The sequence below is a fragment of the Kitasatospora sp. NPDC127121 genome (assembly GCF_042677305.1).
In the GTDB taxonomy this organism is placed as follows: Bacteria; Actinomycetota; Actinomycetes; order Streptomycetales; family Streptomycetaceae; genus Kitasatospora.
The window spans coordinates 25330-40016 of sequence record NZ_JBHXTQ010000053.1 but is presented as its reverse complement, the minus strand read 5'-3'; the positions used below and the strand labels follow the sequence as shown (position 1 = coordinate 40016).

Here is a 14687-nt window from a genome sequence, read left to right as displayed (position 1 = left end):
CGCCGGGTTCACCGGCTCGCCCGACTCACCCCTCGTCCCCGTCCTCCGCCATGACGGCGGTCTGCACCTGGACCGTGCGCCGGCGGGTGATGTGCAGGCCGCGCCCGGCCGGGAAGGCGCGGGGCTTGGTGGAGCCGAACAGGAAGCCCTCGCTGGGCGGGCAGGACAGCAGCACCACCGGGGTGTTGACCTCCTCCAGCTTGCGCAGCAGCTGGTCGGAGGAGGCCCGCCCGATGCCGTTGGCGCTGCGGGCGACGATCAGGTGCAGGCCGAGCTCGGCGCCCTGCGCCAGGTAGTCGAGCAGCGGCGCGAAGGGGTGGGCGTTGAGGCCGCCGGGGGAGCCGGAGACCAGTTCGTAGTCGTCGACCACGATGAAGAGTTCGGGCCCCTGCCACCAGTCGCGCAGCCGCAGCCGGGCCGGGGCGATGTCGGCGCCGGGCAACCGGTTGGCCATGGCGCGGGCGGCGCCGTCGACGATCTGGCGCAGCACGTCGACGCTGACGGCGTGGCCGAGCCGGTACTCCTCGGGCACCGCGTCCTGGAGGACCCGGCGGTAGTCGATGAGCATGATCCGGGCCTCGTCGGGCCGGTACGCGCTGGTGATGCCGGCGGCGACGAGCTTCAGCAGGTTGGTCTTGCCGGCCTCGCTGTCGCCGACGACCAGCAGGTGCGGGGTCTCCTCGAAGTCGTGCCACAGCGGGGTGAGCGAGACGTCCTGGAGACCGAGCGGGATGCGCAGCCGGCCTTCGGGGGCGGGCAGGGCGGCGGCGGGCAGTTGCAGCGGCAGCATCCGGATCTCGGGTGCGCGCGGGCCGGTCCAGTGGTCGGCGACGGCGTCGACCAGGTCGGCGACGCCTTCGCCGAGGTCGGTGGAGGTGCCGCTGCCGTCCAGCCGGGGCAGGGCGGTGAGGAAGTGCATCTGGTCGGAGGTGAGGCCCCGGCCGGGGATGTTCGGGACGGTGGCGGCGGCCCGCATGTTGACGGCGGAGTCGACGGCGTCGCCGAGGCGCAGTTCGAAGCGGGTGCCGAAGAGGTCGCGCAGGGCGCTGGTGACCTCGCCCCAGCGGGTGGTGCCGACGATCAGGTGGATGCCGTAGTTGAGGCCGCGCTGGGCGATCAGGGTGAGGGCGGGGGCGAGGTCGGGGAACTCCTGGCGGATCGTGTTCCAGCCGTCGATGACCAGGAAGACGTCGCCGTACGGCTCGTCGGGCAGTTCGCCGGCCGCGCGGCGCCGGCGGAAGGCGGAGACGGAGTCGATGCCGTGTTCGGCGAAGCGCTGCTCGCGTTGGTTCAGGATGCTGTTGACCTCGGCGATGGTGCGCAGCACCCGCTCGGGGTCGTGCCGCCCGGTGATGCCGCCGACGTGCGGCAGGCCGCGCAGCGAGGACAGTGTGCCGCCGCCGAAGTCCAGGCAGTAGAACTGCACTTCGCCCGGGGTGTGGGTGAGGGCGAGGGCGGTGATCAGGGTGCGCAGCAGCGTGCTCTTGCCGCTCTGCGGGCCGCCGGCGATGCCGACGTGGCCGCCGGCGCCGGAGAGGTCGGCGGTGAGCAGGTCGCGGATCTGCTGGAAGGGGCGGTCGATGACGCCGATGGGGACGGTCAGGGTGCCGCGGTCGGCGTCGCTCTCGGTGGTGAGGCCGTGCTCGGGGTGCGGGGCGAGGGGCGGCAGCAGCTGGTCGAGGGTGGGCGGGACGCCCAGCGGCGGCAGCCACACCTGGTAGGCGGGCGGGCCGGCGTCGGTGAGCTTCTCGGCGGCGAGGTCGAGCAGGGTGTGGGTCTGCTCCGGCGTCTCCTCGGGCTCCTCGGCGGCCGGCAGGGCGACGGGCTGACGCGGCGCCACGTAGGTGGTGCCGTACCGGGCGACCTGGCCGGCCGCGGCCTCCTGGCGGGCGGTGGCGGGGCGCCGGGCCCGGTAGGGGCCGGAGACGTACGCGGCCTTGAAGCGGGTCAGGGTGGCGATGTCGCTGCGGAGGAAGCCGTTGCCGGGCTGGGAGGGCAGCTGGTAGGCGTCGGGGACGCCGAGGACGCCCCGGCTCTCCATCGCGGAGAAGGTCCGCAGGCCGATCCGGTAGGACAGGTGCGACTCCAGGGCGTGCATCCGGCCTTCGTCCAGGCGCTGGGAGGCCAGCAGCAGGTGCACGCCGAGGGAGCGGCCGAGGCGGCCGATCATGATGAAGAGCTCCATGAAGTCGCGGTGCGCGGCGAGCAGTTCGCTGAACTCGTCGACCACGACGAACAGGGTGGGCAGCGGGTCCAGCGGGGTGCCGGCGGCGCGGGCGGTCTCGTAGTCGAGCAGCGAGCTGTAGTTGCCGGCGGAGCGCAGCAGTTCCTGGCGGCGGACGAGCTCGCCGTGCAGGGCGTCGCGCATCCGGTCGACCAGGGCGGCTTCGTCGGCGAGGTTGGTGATCACCGCCGAGGTGTGCGGCAGCCGGTCGAGGCCGAGGAAGGTCGCGCCGCCCTTGAAGTCGACCAGGACGAAGTTGAGCACTTCGGAGGAGTGGGTGAGGGCCAGCGACAGCACCAGGGTGCGCAGCAGCTCGGACTTGCCGGAGCCGGTCGCGCCGATCAGCATGCCGTGCGGGCCCATGCCGCCCTGGGCGGACTCCTTGATGTCCAGTTCGACCGGCGTGCCGTCGCCGGAGACGCCGAGCGGCACCCGCAGCCGGTCGCGGACGCCCCGCCCGGCCCAGCCCTGGGCGATCTCGTGCCGGTGCAGGTCGCGGATGCCGAGCAGGGAGGCGAGGTCGTAGTCGGTGGCCAGCGGCTCCCCGGCCTCCGACGAGTCTCCGATCCGGTACGGGGCGAGCTGGGCGGCCAGCCGGCGGGCGACCGTCACGGACAGGGCGTCGGGCCGGCCGAGGTCGGTGACGTCGTCCCGGTGGTTGCGGTCGGCGCCGATCATGGCGAGCCGGCCGTCCTCGATCCGCAGCCGCAGCCGGAAGCGCAGCGGCTTCCAGTCGAGGGTGTCGCCGAGGTCGAGCAGGACGGCGTTGCGCCAGCCGGCCAGCGCGGCCCGGCTGGTGGCCCCGGCCTGCGGGCCGTCCAGCACGATCACGGTGAACGGCTCGTCCCGGCCGGGCTGGCTCTCCGGCTCGAACGGGGGCCGGCCGGCGAACTCGTCGCCGAGCAGCTGCTCGACCTCCACCACGGATCCGGCCACCAGCCGCACCGGACCGACGCCGTCGGTGTCCTCCGGGTGCAGGGCGTGCGGCAGCCACTTGGTCCACTCCCACTCGGCCTGGTGCTCGGCGTCCGTGACGACGGCGATCCGCAGTTCGTCGGGGGCGTGGAAGAGCGCCAGCTGCGCCAGCATGGCGCGGGCCAGGGCGCGGGTCGCGGCCCGGTCGTCGCCGCGCAGCAGGACCTGCGCGTACCCGCGCAGGTAGACGGCGATGGGCTGGTCGGCGACGGTGCCGTAGGCGTTGATGAAGCGGCGCAGCGCGTGCGCGCACAGCGGCTCCAGGTCCTCCACCGGCTTGGTGGACAGCGGCGCCAGCCGCACCGCGAGCCGCTGGTGGCCGAGGCCGATCCGGACGTCGCCGAAGTCGGGGTGGGTGCTGCGCCGCTCCCACAGCCGGGAAGTGCGGGCGAGCGAGCCGAGCGCGTCGGGGGCGGGGTGGCGCCAGGCCAGCGCCTCCTGCTGGCGGGCGATGTGGCCGCGCACCTGGCGGCGGACCTGGGAGAGGTAGCGCAGGTAGTCCCGGCGTTCGGCGCGCAGTTCCCGCTTGCGGTCGCTGGCGCCGCGGATCAGCTGGGTGACCAGCATGCCGACGGCGGACAGCGCCATCATGCCGATCGCGACGTAGGTCAGGATGCCGCCGCTGTCGCCGGGGCGCAGGAAGATGAACACCATCGAGAGCGAGCTGAGCGCCATCGGCGCCATGGCGATCATGTTCGACATGCCGCTCTGTGCCTCGGGGAGGACGGGCGGCTCCTGCAACTGGATCTCGCCGTCGGGCATCGCCGGGCCAGGGCGCCGCGGCGGACGGTTGACCAGCACCACACTCAACGAAGGGCTCCTCGCGCAGGGGAACGGCCGCTCGCTGCGTCGGCGGCCCGGGACGCGCACCGTCCACCCGGGACGACGGGCGGCGGGCCCGGCCGGGTTCACCCGGTTCGGCGGGGCGGGCGCGGCGCCGACGCCGAGGACGGCCGTGAACGGCTGTGAACGCCCGCGAACGGCCGCCGCGAAACGGATTCCGGCAGGCGGTGAACCCTGCGGGCCCCGCCGTCCGTGCCTCCTGGTGAGGTGACGCCCGGGCTCGTCCATCCCCCAGGCGCCCCCGGGCCGTCACCTCGCCATGCCGTTCGGAGGCCAGGGCAAAAGGGAGAAGTGTGAACGGGAGCGCGAACGGGACCGCCGTCGCCGGACTGTGCCGACTGAGGTTCCGAACGCCCGAGGCGGTCCTGGAACTCGCCGTCCCCGCCGACGTACCGCTGGCCGACCTGCTGCCGGCCGTCCTCGCGCACGCCGGCCCCGAGCTGGAGGAACAGGGCGTCGAGCACGACGGCTGGGTCCTGCAGCGCCTCGGCGGCCCGCCGCTGGACGAGGAGCTCGGCGTCGACGCGCTCGACCTGCACGACGGCGACGAGCTGTACCTGCGCCCGCGTCGCGACGCCCTGCCCGAGGTGCACTACGACGACCTGGCCGACGGCGTCGCCACCGGCATGCGGGCCCGCTCCGACACCTGGCGCCCGGCGCTCACCCACCACGTGGCGCTCGGACTGGCCGTGGCCGTCCTGGCCGGCGGGCTCGCCGTGCTGCTGCTCCCCGGCCCGGAGCAGACCCGTGCCCTTGCTGCCGCCGTCACCGGCCTGCTCCTGCTGCTGGGTGCGCTGAGCGCCTCCCGGGCGGTCGGCGACGCCGGCGCGGGCACCGCGCTCGGTGCCATGGCGGTGCCCTACCTCGCGATGGCCGGGGCCCTGCTGCCGGCCGGCGGCGGGGCCGGTGCGGTCGGCGCCCGGATGCTGGCGGGCGGCTGCGCGGCCGCCGGTGCGGCGGTGCTGGCGCTGGCCGCCGTCGGCTGCTCGGCGCCGCTGTTCCTCGGCGCGGTGCTGTTCGCCCTGTACGTCATGGTGGCGGGCGGGCTGACGCTGGGCGGGGAGGAGGGCCCGCAGGTGGCGGCCGTGCTGGCGGTGCTCGCGGTGATCCTCGGGGCGTTCGTCCCCGGGATCTGCTTCCGCCTGTCCGGGCTGCGGCTGCCCGCGCTGCCGCGCAACGCCGAGGAGCTCCAGGAGGGCATCGCGCCCGTCCCGAGCGCCACCGTCCGCAGCCGCAGCGATGTCGCCGACGGCTTCCTGACGGCCTTCCACCTGGCGCTCGGCACGGTCCTCACGGGATGCCTGACCCTGGTGGCCGGCGAATCCGGCTGGGCGGCCACGGCCCTGACGGTGACCCTGTCCGTCCTGCTGCTGCTGCACTCCCGGGCGATCGGCAGCATCCCGCAGCGGCTGTCCGTCCTCCTGCCCGGCGCCTACGGCCTGGCGCTGCTGCTCGGACACCTGGCCGTCGGCGAGCGGAGCGGCGGGCGCTTGCTGGTGCTGGTCGGCCTGCTCGCCCTGGCGGCCGCCCTCGCGGTGGTCTCCTGGACGATCCCCGGGCGCCGGCTGCTGCCCTACTGGGGCCGGGCCGCGGACCTGCTGCACACCACCGCGGGGATGGCCGTGATCCCGCTGGCGCTGGCCGTGGCCGGGGTCTACCACGAGCTGCGGGCCCTGGCCGGCTGAGCCGGACCCTGACGGCCCCGCACCTCCCGCCGCCGGACCCTGGCGGCCCCGCACATCCCGCCTCCCGGCCCGGCACCTTCCGCCGTGCGCCGCCCGGCCCCGCACCTTCCGCCGCCCCGAGGAGAACCACGAGATGCAGTCGAAGCGCGACCAGGTGCAGGCCCACCTGTTCGTGATGGGCAGGCTCGCCACCGGCATGCTGCGCGGCGAGCCCGACGCGGCCGACACCCCGGCCGGGCGCACCTCGCGGGGCACCGTCATCGGGCTGGTCATCGCCGTGGTGGTGTGCCTGGTGGCGGCCGTGTACGGGGTGATCGTCCCCGGCGGCGCCACCGGCTGGCAGAAGCCCGGCACCCTGGTGGTGGTGAAGGAGAGCGGCGCCCGCTACCTCTTCCTGGACGGCAGCCTGCACCCCGTGCTGAACGAGGCCAGCGCCCGGCTGCTGGCCGGCGACCAGCTGGTGGTCGACCAGGTCAGCGTGCGCTCGCTGGCCGACACCCCGCGCGGCGTCCCGATCGGCATCCTCGGCGCCCCCGACGGCCTGCCCGGGGCCGAGCAGCTCGCCGACGCGCCCTGGCTCGCCTGCGCCGTCAGCCGGCCCGGCCCGTCCGGCGGCCGCCTGGCGGAGCTGGCCCTGACGGTCGGCCCGGGCCGCCGCGGCACCGGGCTGACGGACGGCCAGGGCGCGCTGGTCGCCGCCCCGGACGGCGCCGAGTACCTGCTCTGGCACGGCCGCCGGCTGCGCCTGGACACCGTCAACGGCGCCCGCCAGGCCCTCGGCCAGAGCGCCGTCGCCCCCTACCCGGTGACGGCCGCCTTCCTCAACGCGCTGGCCGCCGGCCCCGACCTGGCCGCTCCCGACCCGGGGGAGCGCGGCAAGGCCGGCCCGCAGCTCGGCGCCCACCCCACCCGGGTCGGCCAGCTGTTCACCGGCCCCGGCGGCGACCCCTACCTGCTGACCACGGCGGGGTTCACCCCGCTCAGCCGGATGGCCTTCGAGCTGCTGCGCAACGACCCCCGCACGCAGAGCGCCGCCTACGGGGGCGACGTCGTCGCCCCCGTCCAGCTCGGCCCGGCCGACCTCACCGGGCACACCGCCCCGGCCGCCCAGCCGTCCGCCGCCGCCGGCGGGCTGCCGGCCGCGCCGCCGGAGCTGGTGACGATCCCCCAGAACCGGGGCGTCTGCGCCGACCTGCGGCTCACCGACCAGGCACCGACCACCTCCGTCACCCTGGTCGACGCCGCCGCCGTCGAGGGCCCGCCGCCGGCCGCCCAGCCGGGCGTGGACCCGGCCTGCGCCGGCGCCGACAGCATCGCCGTCAAGCCCGGTGGCGGCGCCCTGGTGCGGGCGCTGTCCAGCGCGGGCGTCGGCGCGACCCTGTACCTGGTCACCGACGCCGGGGTGAAGTACCCGCTGGCCTCCGCCGCGGCGGTCAAACAGCTCGGCTACGGCGAGGTCGTCCCCTCGGCCGTCCCGGAGGCCCTGCTGTCCCTGCTGCCGACCGGCCCCAGCCTCGACCCGGCCGCGCTGACCGGCGCCGCGAGCCCCGCGCCGCGGCCCTCAGGACCGTCCTGCGCGAGGTGAACCACCCCCCGGCACGCGTCCGTTGAAGCAGATGGACCGGGTCGGCCGACCCGCTCGGGCGGCATCCGCCGCAGCCGAGAACCCGTACCGACGAAAGGCAGCGCAATGACCACTCCTCCGGGCTTGCAGACCGACGACGCGGCCGTCAAGACCGTCCTGGCGACCCTGGACACCCACATCCAGGCCATGATGCGGGCCGGCCAGCAGGTCGAGGACGTCAACCTCGAAGTCCAGAACCACTTCAAGGCCGCGTGCAGCACCGCCTACCAGGGGAAGATCGACGACTGGCAGACCCGGTACCAGCGGCTCAAGAGCGCCTACGCCACCTTCCAGGACCGGTTCTCCACCGGGCACACCCAGATCAACTCCGCCCACGACGAGGCCTACGGCGTCACCAACAGCTGGGGCGGCGGCGCGGGCGACGAGGTCTACAAGGGCCTCAACCTCTGATCCAGCCCGCGCCGACAGACCTGCCGGACCCGGGCAGCCCGGGCCGGACCCCAGCCGACCGAAAGGACCAGCCATGGCAAGCATCGAGCTCCACCACGCGAACATCGACGAGGCGGCGGACGCCCTGACCCAGGCCGGCAACGGCATGCACTCCGCGATGGAGGACTGCCTCCAGGCCATCCAGACCGCCGAGCACCAGCTCAAGGGCGACCTGGCCGCCGCGGCCCACTCCTTCTACCTGGTGCTGGCCGGCCAGGACGCCACCATGACCACCGACATCCAGCAGGGCGCCGACACCCTGCGCACCATGCACGGCCTGCTCCGCGACGCGGACCGGCGCGGCGCGGCGGGCATCTGATGACGGCCGCGGAGCGGCTCGACCGGAGGGGCGGGCGCGATGCCCACTAGCCCGCCGGAGCCGCCGAAGGTGCCCGACGCACCGACCCTGACCCCGCCGGCGCCCGGGCCCCCGGCACCGGACATGAGCCACACGCTCAGCGTCAACCACGACGACCTCGAGTACTTCGCGAACTCGATCCTGCCGTCGTACCTGAGCCAGCTGGAGACCGACCCGGGCTACTCGGCCATGCTGGGCTTCAGCGGCCAGGGCACGGTGACCACGAAACACCACTACGTCTCGCTGCTGGCCGGGAACTTCGAGAGCGGCACCAACCTGGCGAAGGGGTTCACGCACCTCGCCAGCACCGTGGTGGGTGATTTCAAGACCTTCCACAACCAGATGGAGAAGGGACGGCTCGACGTCCTGAGCTTCCTGAACCTGATGGACACCGCTCACGACGAGGCTCTGACGGCCGCGCAAGTGATGCAGATCCTGCAAGACGTCATCGCCGTCGGTGGCGGTGGCGGCGGTGGTGGCGGCGGCGGGAAGTAGCGCTCTTCCCCTTCCGGTCGGCTCCCTGTACCCCTGAACCCCTTGACTCACCTGGAGACCTCCGTGCCCATGCTCTGGGAGACGACGCTCGCCGCCTTCAACTCCAAGCAGGCTCCGGTGGAGATCACCACGCGGGACAAGATCGCGGGAGTGAAGGCCGAGAGATGGATCAAGTCCGGGAACATGTCCGTCGAGAACGGGTACTTCGACCCCAAGGACGCGTCCACCCAGACGTACTTGACGGACGGCACGGGGCTGGGGAACCCGGACGTCTGGTGGGCGATGAACTTCTACGACGGCACCGCCAACAACGGCGATGGCGGCCCGCGCCACTTCAAGATCAACGTCCACATCGACTACGACAAGTGGGGGAACGACCCCAACGGCGTGCTCTCCAAGTTCAACCACCAGGCCGAGTTGATCCTCGACCCGATCATGCCGGACGTCTCGACCGACGTGGCTCCGGACTCCAAGGCGAAGCTCCCGATCAGTACCCGCGGGAACGACACGATCGACCCGCAGAGCCTGCTGGCCGGGGCCAAGGCGATCGAGGACACCACGAAGTGGTTGTCGACCCAGGCCGAGGCGTTCCGCAAGTGGGCGGAGCAGATCGACGGCCCGGGCGACAGCTGGGAGGGTGACGCGGCGGGCGAGTTCAAGAAGCTCCTCGAACGGTTCGCCGTCGAACTCGACGACCTGCGCAACCAGTTGATCGGGGCCAACTACGGGCCCTCGCTGGAGTACGCGGCGTACGGAATCGGCGTCGTCATCAAGGCGGTCAGGACGGCGCAGACGGTCTGGTACAGCACCGGGTTCCCGTACCAGTGCATCCAGGAGGTCCTGTGGGAGGAGATGCACAAGGCCCCCATGTACTGGACCGCGGAGAGCACCTGGAAGTACGACACCTCCTCGCTGGGCGACCCCCGCAACGACGCCTTCTACGCCGCTCTCGACCAGAAGGCCAAGGAGAGGTGGCTGAAGAAGGTCGCCGACTACCTGGACAAGCCCGGTGACGACGCGATGGCGGCACTGGGGAGCGCGTACGACCCGCTGATCACCAAGCTCGGGTTCGACCTCATGCCGGTCGGCATCACGCTTCCGCCGAAGGAGATGCCGGACCCCAACGACCCCAACAACCCCAAGAACCCCGACGCACCTCCACCGCCCGGTCTCGGCGACGGCAGCGGGGGAGCCGGCGGGGGGGACGGCGGGGCCGGCGGGGACAAGAACAACCACATCCCCCCGCCGCCGATCATCGGTGGCGACGGCGCCGGTGGCAGCGGCGGTAGCGGGGGCGGCGGCAAGGGGGACAAGAACACCCACATCCCCCCGCCGCCGATCATCGGCGGCGACGGCGCCGGCGGGAACGGTGGCGGCCTCGGCGCCGGGACGCCGATCCGCGACAAGGACGGCAACGTGCTCCTGGACAAGGACAAGAAGCCGATCCTCCTCCCGCCCGGCGGCTACATCTCGGGCGGCAAGGTCTACGACTCCTCCGGCAAGGAGGTGCTGGGCAAGGACGGCAAGCCGATCGTGGTGCCCCCCGGCGCCAACGTGCCGGCCGGCACCGGCGGAGGCGTGTACGGCCCCAACGCCAAGGTGCCGAAGGGATCGACCATCCGCGAGGACGGCACGGTGGTCGACCCCAACGGCAAGGAGATCCTGGACGCCAACGGCAACCCGATCGTGGTCGAGAAGGGCTCCTCGATCGCCGACGACGGCACCCTGCTGGACCCCCAGAAGAAGCCGATCTCCGACTACATCCAGCGCTCGCGCGACCTCCAGCACGCCTGGGCCTCGGTGGGCGGCAGTGGCAGCGGCAGCGGCAGTGGTGGTGGCGGAACCATCACCTGGGGCGACATCAGCGGTGCGCGCCCGCCGTCCACCGGTGGGGGCACGCCCTGGACCCTGAACCTGGGGTCGGGGGGCAGCAGCCTCGACCAGAGCGACGGCTTCGGCGCGGTCGGCACCTACCCGGGGATGTTCAGCGGCGCCGGTGGGGGAGCGTACGAGGGCCTCGGCACCTCCGGCGGCGGCCAGGCCCCCCGGATCCTCAACACCAGCAGCGGAGTCGGCCCCCGGGTGGCGGAGAACGGCGGACCGCCGCCCGCGGCCAAGGTCGCCGGCGCCGGAGCAGCCGCCGCCGAGAAGGCCACGATGAGCCAGAAGGCCTCCGCGCTCGCCGCCGAGGAGGCCGCCGCGATGCGGGGCCGCTCGGTGAACACCAGCGGCGGCGGGATGCCCATGGTCCCGCCGATGGGCGGCGGAATGGGCGGCGGCCAGGGCGAGAAGGGCCGGCAGCGGACCACCTGGCTGGCCGAGGACGAAGAGGTCTGGGGCACCGACACCGGTGCGGTCAGCGGAGTGATCGGCCGCTGAGTCGGCGCCGCGTCACGGGAGTGGAAAGGAACACGGAGATGACGTTCTCGTTCGAGGAGCAGCTCGCCCAGGCGATGGCCGCCCTGGAGGAGCAGCAGGTCAAGATGGCCGAGATGACCCGGCAACTGCAGGCGGCGACGGCCTCGGTGACGACCAAGGACCGGATGCTCACCGTGAAGGTGGGCGCGCAGGGCGAGGTGCTCGCGCTGACCTTCCACACCACCGCCTACCAGGAGATGGCCCCCGCGCACCTGGCCGCCGTCCTCAAGGACGTGTTGAACGAGGCCAAGGCCCGGATGGGCGAGCAGATCACCCGGTCGATGCGCGCCTTCGACGGGGTCGGCGAGTCGCTGCGCCTGGCGGTCACCGGCGACCAGGAGGAGGACCCCCTGCTGTCGATGCTGGGAGGCCTGGACCTGGACGCGCTGCTGGAGCCGCTCACCGCGATGCGGCCGGGAGCCGACCAGACCAAGACCCACAAGCAGGAGGAGTTCAATGGCTAAGCAGTTGGTGAAACTTGAGGACCTGAAGGCGGCGTTCGGCGACTTCGACAAGATGTCCGAGCTGGTCGACAAGGTCTACGGCCAGATCGACCACGTCAACAAGGTGAACCGCACGGCGGCCGGATCCGACGAGATCGGCAAGCAGTACCACGAGAAGGTGGACGAGCCGACCACCAATCTGCTCGAACTGGTCGGCGGCATCAGGGACAAGCTGGCGCGCGTCGCGAAGAACGGCATGAACGTGGCCGACCTGTTCGACTCGACCGACGAGCACAATGCCGGGTTGGTGAAGTGACCCGCCGATAGCGCCGGACGGCGCCGTTCCCCACCCGCACCGCACAGCACCAGCAGGCTTCGCAGCCGGAGGCTCCCCGCCATGGCCCACTCCTCGATCCAGGTCTCGCCCGGCGTGGCGACCTTCTTCCACATCCTCACCGGGATGCCGTGGCCGGAGTCCAACGAGGGATTGCTGCGAGACGTCCGGGACGAGTACAAGACGCTCTCCGAGGAACTGCCGCAGCTCGAGGCCTACATCGTGGACCTGGTGGCCAAGTGCCGGCAGCAGTTCGAGGGGCAGACCGCCGAGGCCTTCGAACAGGACATGGGGCGGTTCGTCGGCCAGGGGAAGGAGGGCACCAACTACATCGCCACGGCGACCGAACTCTGCAAGCAGCTCAGCGAGTTCGCGGGCAAGGTCGCGAACACCGTGGAGTACACGAAGTGGATGATCATCGGCCAGATCGTCCAGCTGCTGATCGAGATCGCGCTGGCCATCTTCTGGTCCCCGTTCACCGCCGGCACCTCGCTCCTCGCGGTCGAGCCCGTCAAGCAGGTCGTCAAGACGATCATCATCAACCTGCTGAAGAAGCTCCTCCAGGTGATCCTGATGCACACCTTCTTCGGTGTGGTGGGCGGCCTGGTGATGGACGGGATCATCCAGGGCATCCAGTTCGGGCAGGGCAACCGGCACGAGTGGGACAAGGACCTGACCAAGCAGGCCGCGATCTTCGGCGCGATCAGCGGCATCATCGCCGGCCCGCTGCACCTGCTGGGCATGGGCCTGGGCAAGCTCTTCGGCAAGATGTTCGGGAAGCTCTTCGTCTCGAAGGAACTGAGCGCCTCGCTGAAGAACCTGGCCGCCGGGATCGCCAAGGGCGGGACCAAGGAGTTCGCGAACCTCGGCGCCAAGGAACTCGGCAATGTCGGGGCCAAGGAACTCGGCAACGCCGGGGCCAAGGGGCTCGGGAAGGCCGGGGCGAAGGAAGCCGGGGCCGGCGCCGGCCGGGCGATCGGGGACGAGGCGGCGAACAAGTTCGCCAACAGCCTCGAAAAGCTCCTGCGGGAGAACTCCGCCTTCCTCTCCAAGGGCTTCGCGGCCGGCGGCAAGACCGGCGCCAAGGCCGGGGCCCAGTTCGCGGAGAACATGGCGAAGTCCTTCGAGAAGCACCTCGGCCCCGCCCTCGGCAAGGACCTCGCCCGAGAGCTGGGAACGGCGTTCGGCAAGGAGTTCGCCCAGAAGTGGGCCAAGTCGGGGGAAGCCCGCGCGGGCCTGGCCGCCGCCCTGCGCGAGATCGCGAACAACTCCAAGGTCGCCACTGGAGAACTCAAGCTCCTGGCCGAGAAGCTTCCCGAACTCGCCGGCCGCGTCGGCAAGATGAACACGATGTTCGTGCTCGGCCACGTACTCGGCGAGCAGGTCAAGAACGGTCTCAACCAGTACCTGACCGAGGGCTTCTACAACCTGATCTTCGAGCCGAACCACGAGTTCTCGGCCAGCGGCGCGAGCTTCCTCAGCGGCTTCCTCATGGGCGGCGCGCGCCACCTGATGCACGGCCTCACCTCGCCCCTGATGACCAAGTACGTCAACTTCGTCCGGGACCTCCAGCACGCCGACATCCCCCACGACGGCAGCAAGTACTTCCACCCGCTCCACCCCCTCACCCTGCTGTCCGTGGCCACCAACCTGTCCGGCCACGCCGCGCCGTTCCCGGTGCCCAGGCTCGGCGAGCGCCTCCCCGCCCCGACCGAGGGCGGCCCGCATCTGACCAGCACCGAGGGCGGCGGCCGCACCACCTCGCTCACCCCGCCGTCCGGTTCGCACCGCACCGACGGCGGGCCCAGCACCGAGGGCGGGTCCAAGACGGACGGCGGGTCGAACGCGGCCGGCTCCGAGAGCGGCAAGGCGACGGGCCCGAAGCCGTCGGTCGGCACGGAGACGCCGGGCGGGGACAAGACCTCCAAGCCCGGCTCGCAGACCGGCAACGGTGGCCGGACCACGCCGGACCCCGCCACCCGCCGCCCCACCGAGTCCGGGGGCGACCAGGGCAAGCAGACGGGTGGCACCACGGCGACGGCGGGCGGCGGCGACCCGAAGCCGGATCCGCGGCCTGCACCGAAACCGGACCCGAAGCCCGATCCCAAGCCGGACCCGAAGCCGGACCCGAAGCCGGACCCGAAGCCCGACCCGAAGCCGGACCCGAAGCCGGACCCCAAGCCCGACCACACGCCCGACCCTCCGAACCCCGACCACAAGCCCGACCACAACCCCGACCGCACGACGGACCCCAAGCGGGACCCGAACCCTGACCACAAGCCCGACCCGAAGCCGTCCAAGGAGGGCGACGGACGGCCTCCCAAGACCGAGGGCGGGCCGGAAGGCAGTAAGGACCCCGACCCGAACGGCCCTCGCAAGGACACCCCCAAGTCCGAGTACGAACTCCAGCGCGAACACCTCAGGGAACAACGCCTTCAGGGCGAGAAGGACCGTGCGGCGGCTGCTGAGGCTGCTCGTAAGGCGAAGGAGGCGTCCGGTCCGCCGCGGGTGGACGAGGAGGCGCCCAAGAAGCCGGGTGGCGACGGTGAGAAGGAGCCGCGGCCTGACCCGATGTACACGGCGCAGGGTGAGATACACCGGGATCTGCGTGCGCAGGGTGAGTTGCAGCGGGAGCTGCGTGCGCAGGCTGAGAAGGCTCGTCAGGCGAGGGAGGGGTCGGATACGTCGCAGGCGGACGGTGACGGGGCCAAGAAGACTGGTGGCGACGGTGAGGAGGAGTCGAGGCCTGACCCGATGTACACGGCGCAGGGTGAGATACACCGGGATCTGCGTGCGCAGGGTGAGTTGCAGCGGGAGCTGCGTGCGCAGGCTGAGAAG

The 14687-nt window shown here is 72.4% G+C and carries 9 protein-coding genes and 1 pseudogene; 9 read left to right on the top strand and 1 reads right to left on the bottom strand.

Features of this window, described 5'->3' with window-relative positions; all coding sequences use genetic code 11:
• Positions 1-25 precede the first annotated feature (25 nt).
• On the bottom strand, positions 26-4009 hold the full coding sequence (gene eccCa, locus ACFVHI_RS24425) for a type VII secretion protein EccCa (RefSeq protein WP_380342670.1): 3984 nt from the start codon (positions 4007-4009) through the stop codon (positions 26-28).
• A gap of 326 nt (positions 4010-4335) precedes the next feature.
• Here eccCa and eccD point away from each other — a divergent pair, with 326 nt between their 5' ends.
• The 9 genes and pseudogenes from eccD to ACFVHI_RS24380 all read left to right on the top strand — a co-directional run.
• Entirely contained in the window at positions 4336-5727 is a 1392-nt protein-coding gene (gene eccD / locus ACFVHI_RS24420; RefSeq protein WP_380342667.1) for a type VII secretion integral membrane protein EccD, read from the top strand.
• A 133-nt stretch (positions 5728-5860) separates the two neighbouring features.
• A complete protein-coding gene (gene eccB, locus ACFVHI_RS24415; protein WP_380342664.1) occupies positions 5861-7312 on the top strand; it encodes a type VII secretion protein EccB in 1452 nt (483 codons plus the stop codon).
• Positions 7313-7417: 105 nt separating this feature from the next.
• Positions 7418-7762 (top strand): hypothetical protein, encoded by a 345-nt coding sequence (locus ACFVHI_RS24410; protein WP_159398565.1) that lies wholly within the window; start codon positions 7418-7420, stop codon positions 7760-7762.
• Between the two features lie 73 nt (positions 7763-7835).
• The gene (locus ACFVHI_RS24405) at positions 7836-8120 is read left to right on the top strand and encodes a hypothetical protein (protein ID WP_063350546.1); all 285 of its coding nucleotides are present in this window, start codon (positions 7836-7838) and stop codon (positions 8118-8120) included.
• Positions 8121-8159: 39 nt separating this feature from the next.
• Entirely contained in the window at positions 8160-8654 is a 495-nt protein-coding gene (locus tag ACFVHI_RS24400) for a hypothetical protein (RefSeq protein ID WP_363373621.1), read from the top strand.
• Between the two features lie 63 nt (positions 8655-8717).
• The gene (locus tag ACFVHI_RS24395; RefSeq protein WP_380342661.1) at positions 8718-11033 is read left to right on the top strand and encodes a hypothetical protein; all 2316 of its coding nucleotides are present in this window, start codon (positions 8718-8720) and stop codon (positions 11031-11033) included.
• Positions 11034-11071: 38 nt separating this feature from the next.
• Positions 11072-11536, top strand: a complete 465-nt coding sequence (locus tag ACFVHI_RS24390; RefSeq protein ID WP_380342658.1) for a YbaB/EbfC family nucleoid-associated protein — start codon at positions 11072-11074, stop codon at positions 11534-11536.
• Entirely contained in the window at positions 11529-11831 is a 303-nt protein-coding gene (locus ACFVHI_RS24385; protein ID WP_380342655.1) for a hypothetical protein, read from the top strand. The genes ACFVHI_RS24390 and ACFVHI_RS24385 overlap by 8 nt, the downstream gene beginning before the upstream one ends.
• A gap of 81 nt (positions 11832-11912) precedes the next feature.
• Positions 11913-14687: pseudogene (locus ACFVHI_RS24380) on the top strand (hypothetical protein); the annotation flags it as partial.

Coding starts and splice junctions, on each gene's coding strand:
- eccB (WP_380342664.1), top strand. CDS start 5,861: ATGCAGTCGAAGCGCGACCAGGTGCAGGCCCACCTGTTCGTGATGGGC.
- ACFVHI_RS24410 (WP_159398565.1), top strand. CDS start 7,418: ATGACCACTCCTCCGGGCTTGCAGACCGACGACGCGGCCGTCAAGACC.
- ACFVHI_RS24405 (WP_063350546.1), top strand. CDS start 7,836: ATGGCAAGCATCGAGCTCCACCACGCGAACATCGACGAGGCGGCGGAC.
- ACFVHI_RS24400 (WP_363373621.1), top strand. CDS start 8,160: ATGCCCACTAGCCCGCCGGAGCCGCCGAAGGTGCCCGACGCACCGACC.
- ACFVHI_RS24390 (WP_380342658.1), top strand. CDS start 11,072: ATGACGTTCTCGTTCGAGGAGCAGCTCGCCCAGGCGATGGCCGCCCTG.
- ACFVHI_RS24385 (WP_380342655.1), top strand. CDS start 11,529: ATGGCTAAGCAGTTGGTGAAACTTGAGGACCTGAAGGCGGCGTTCGGC.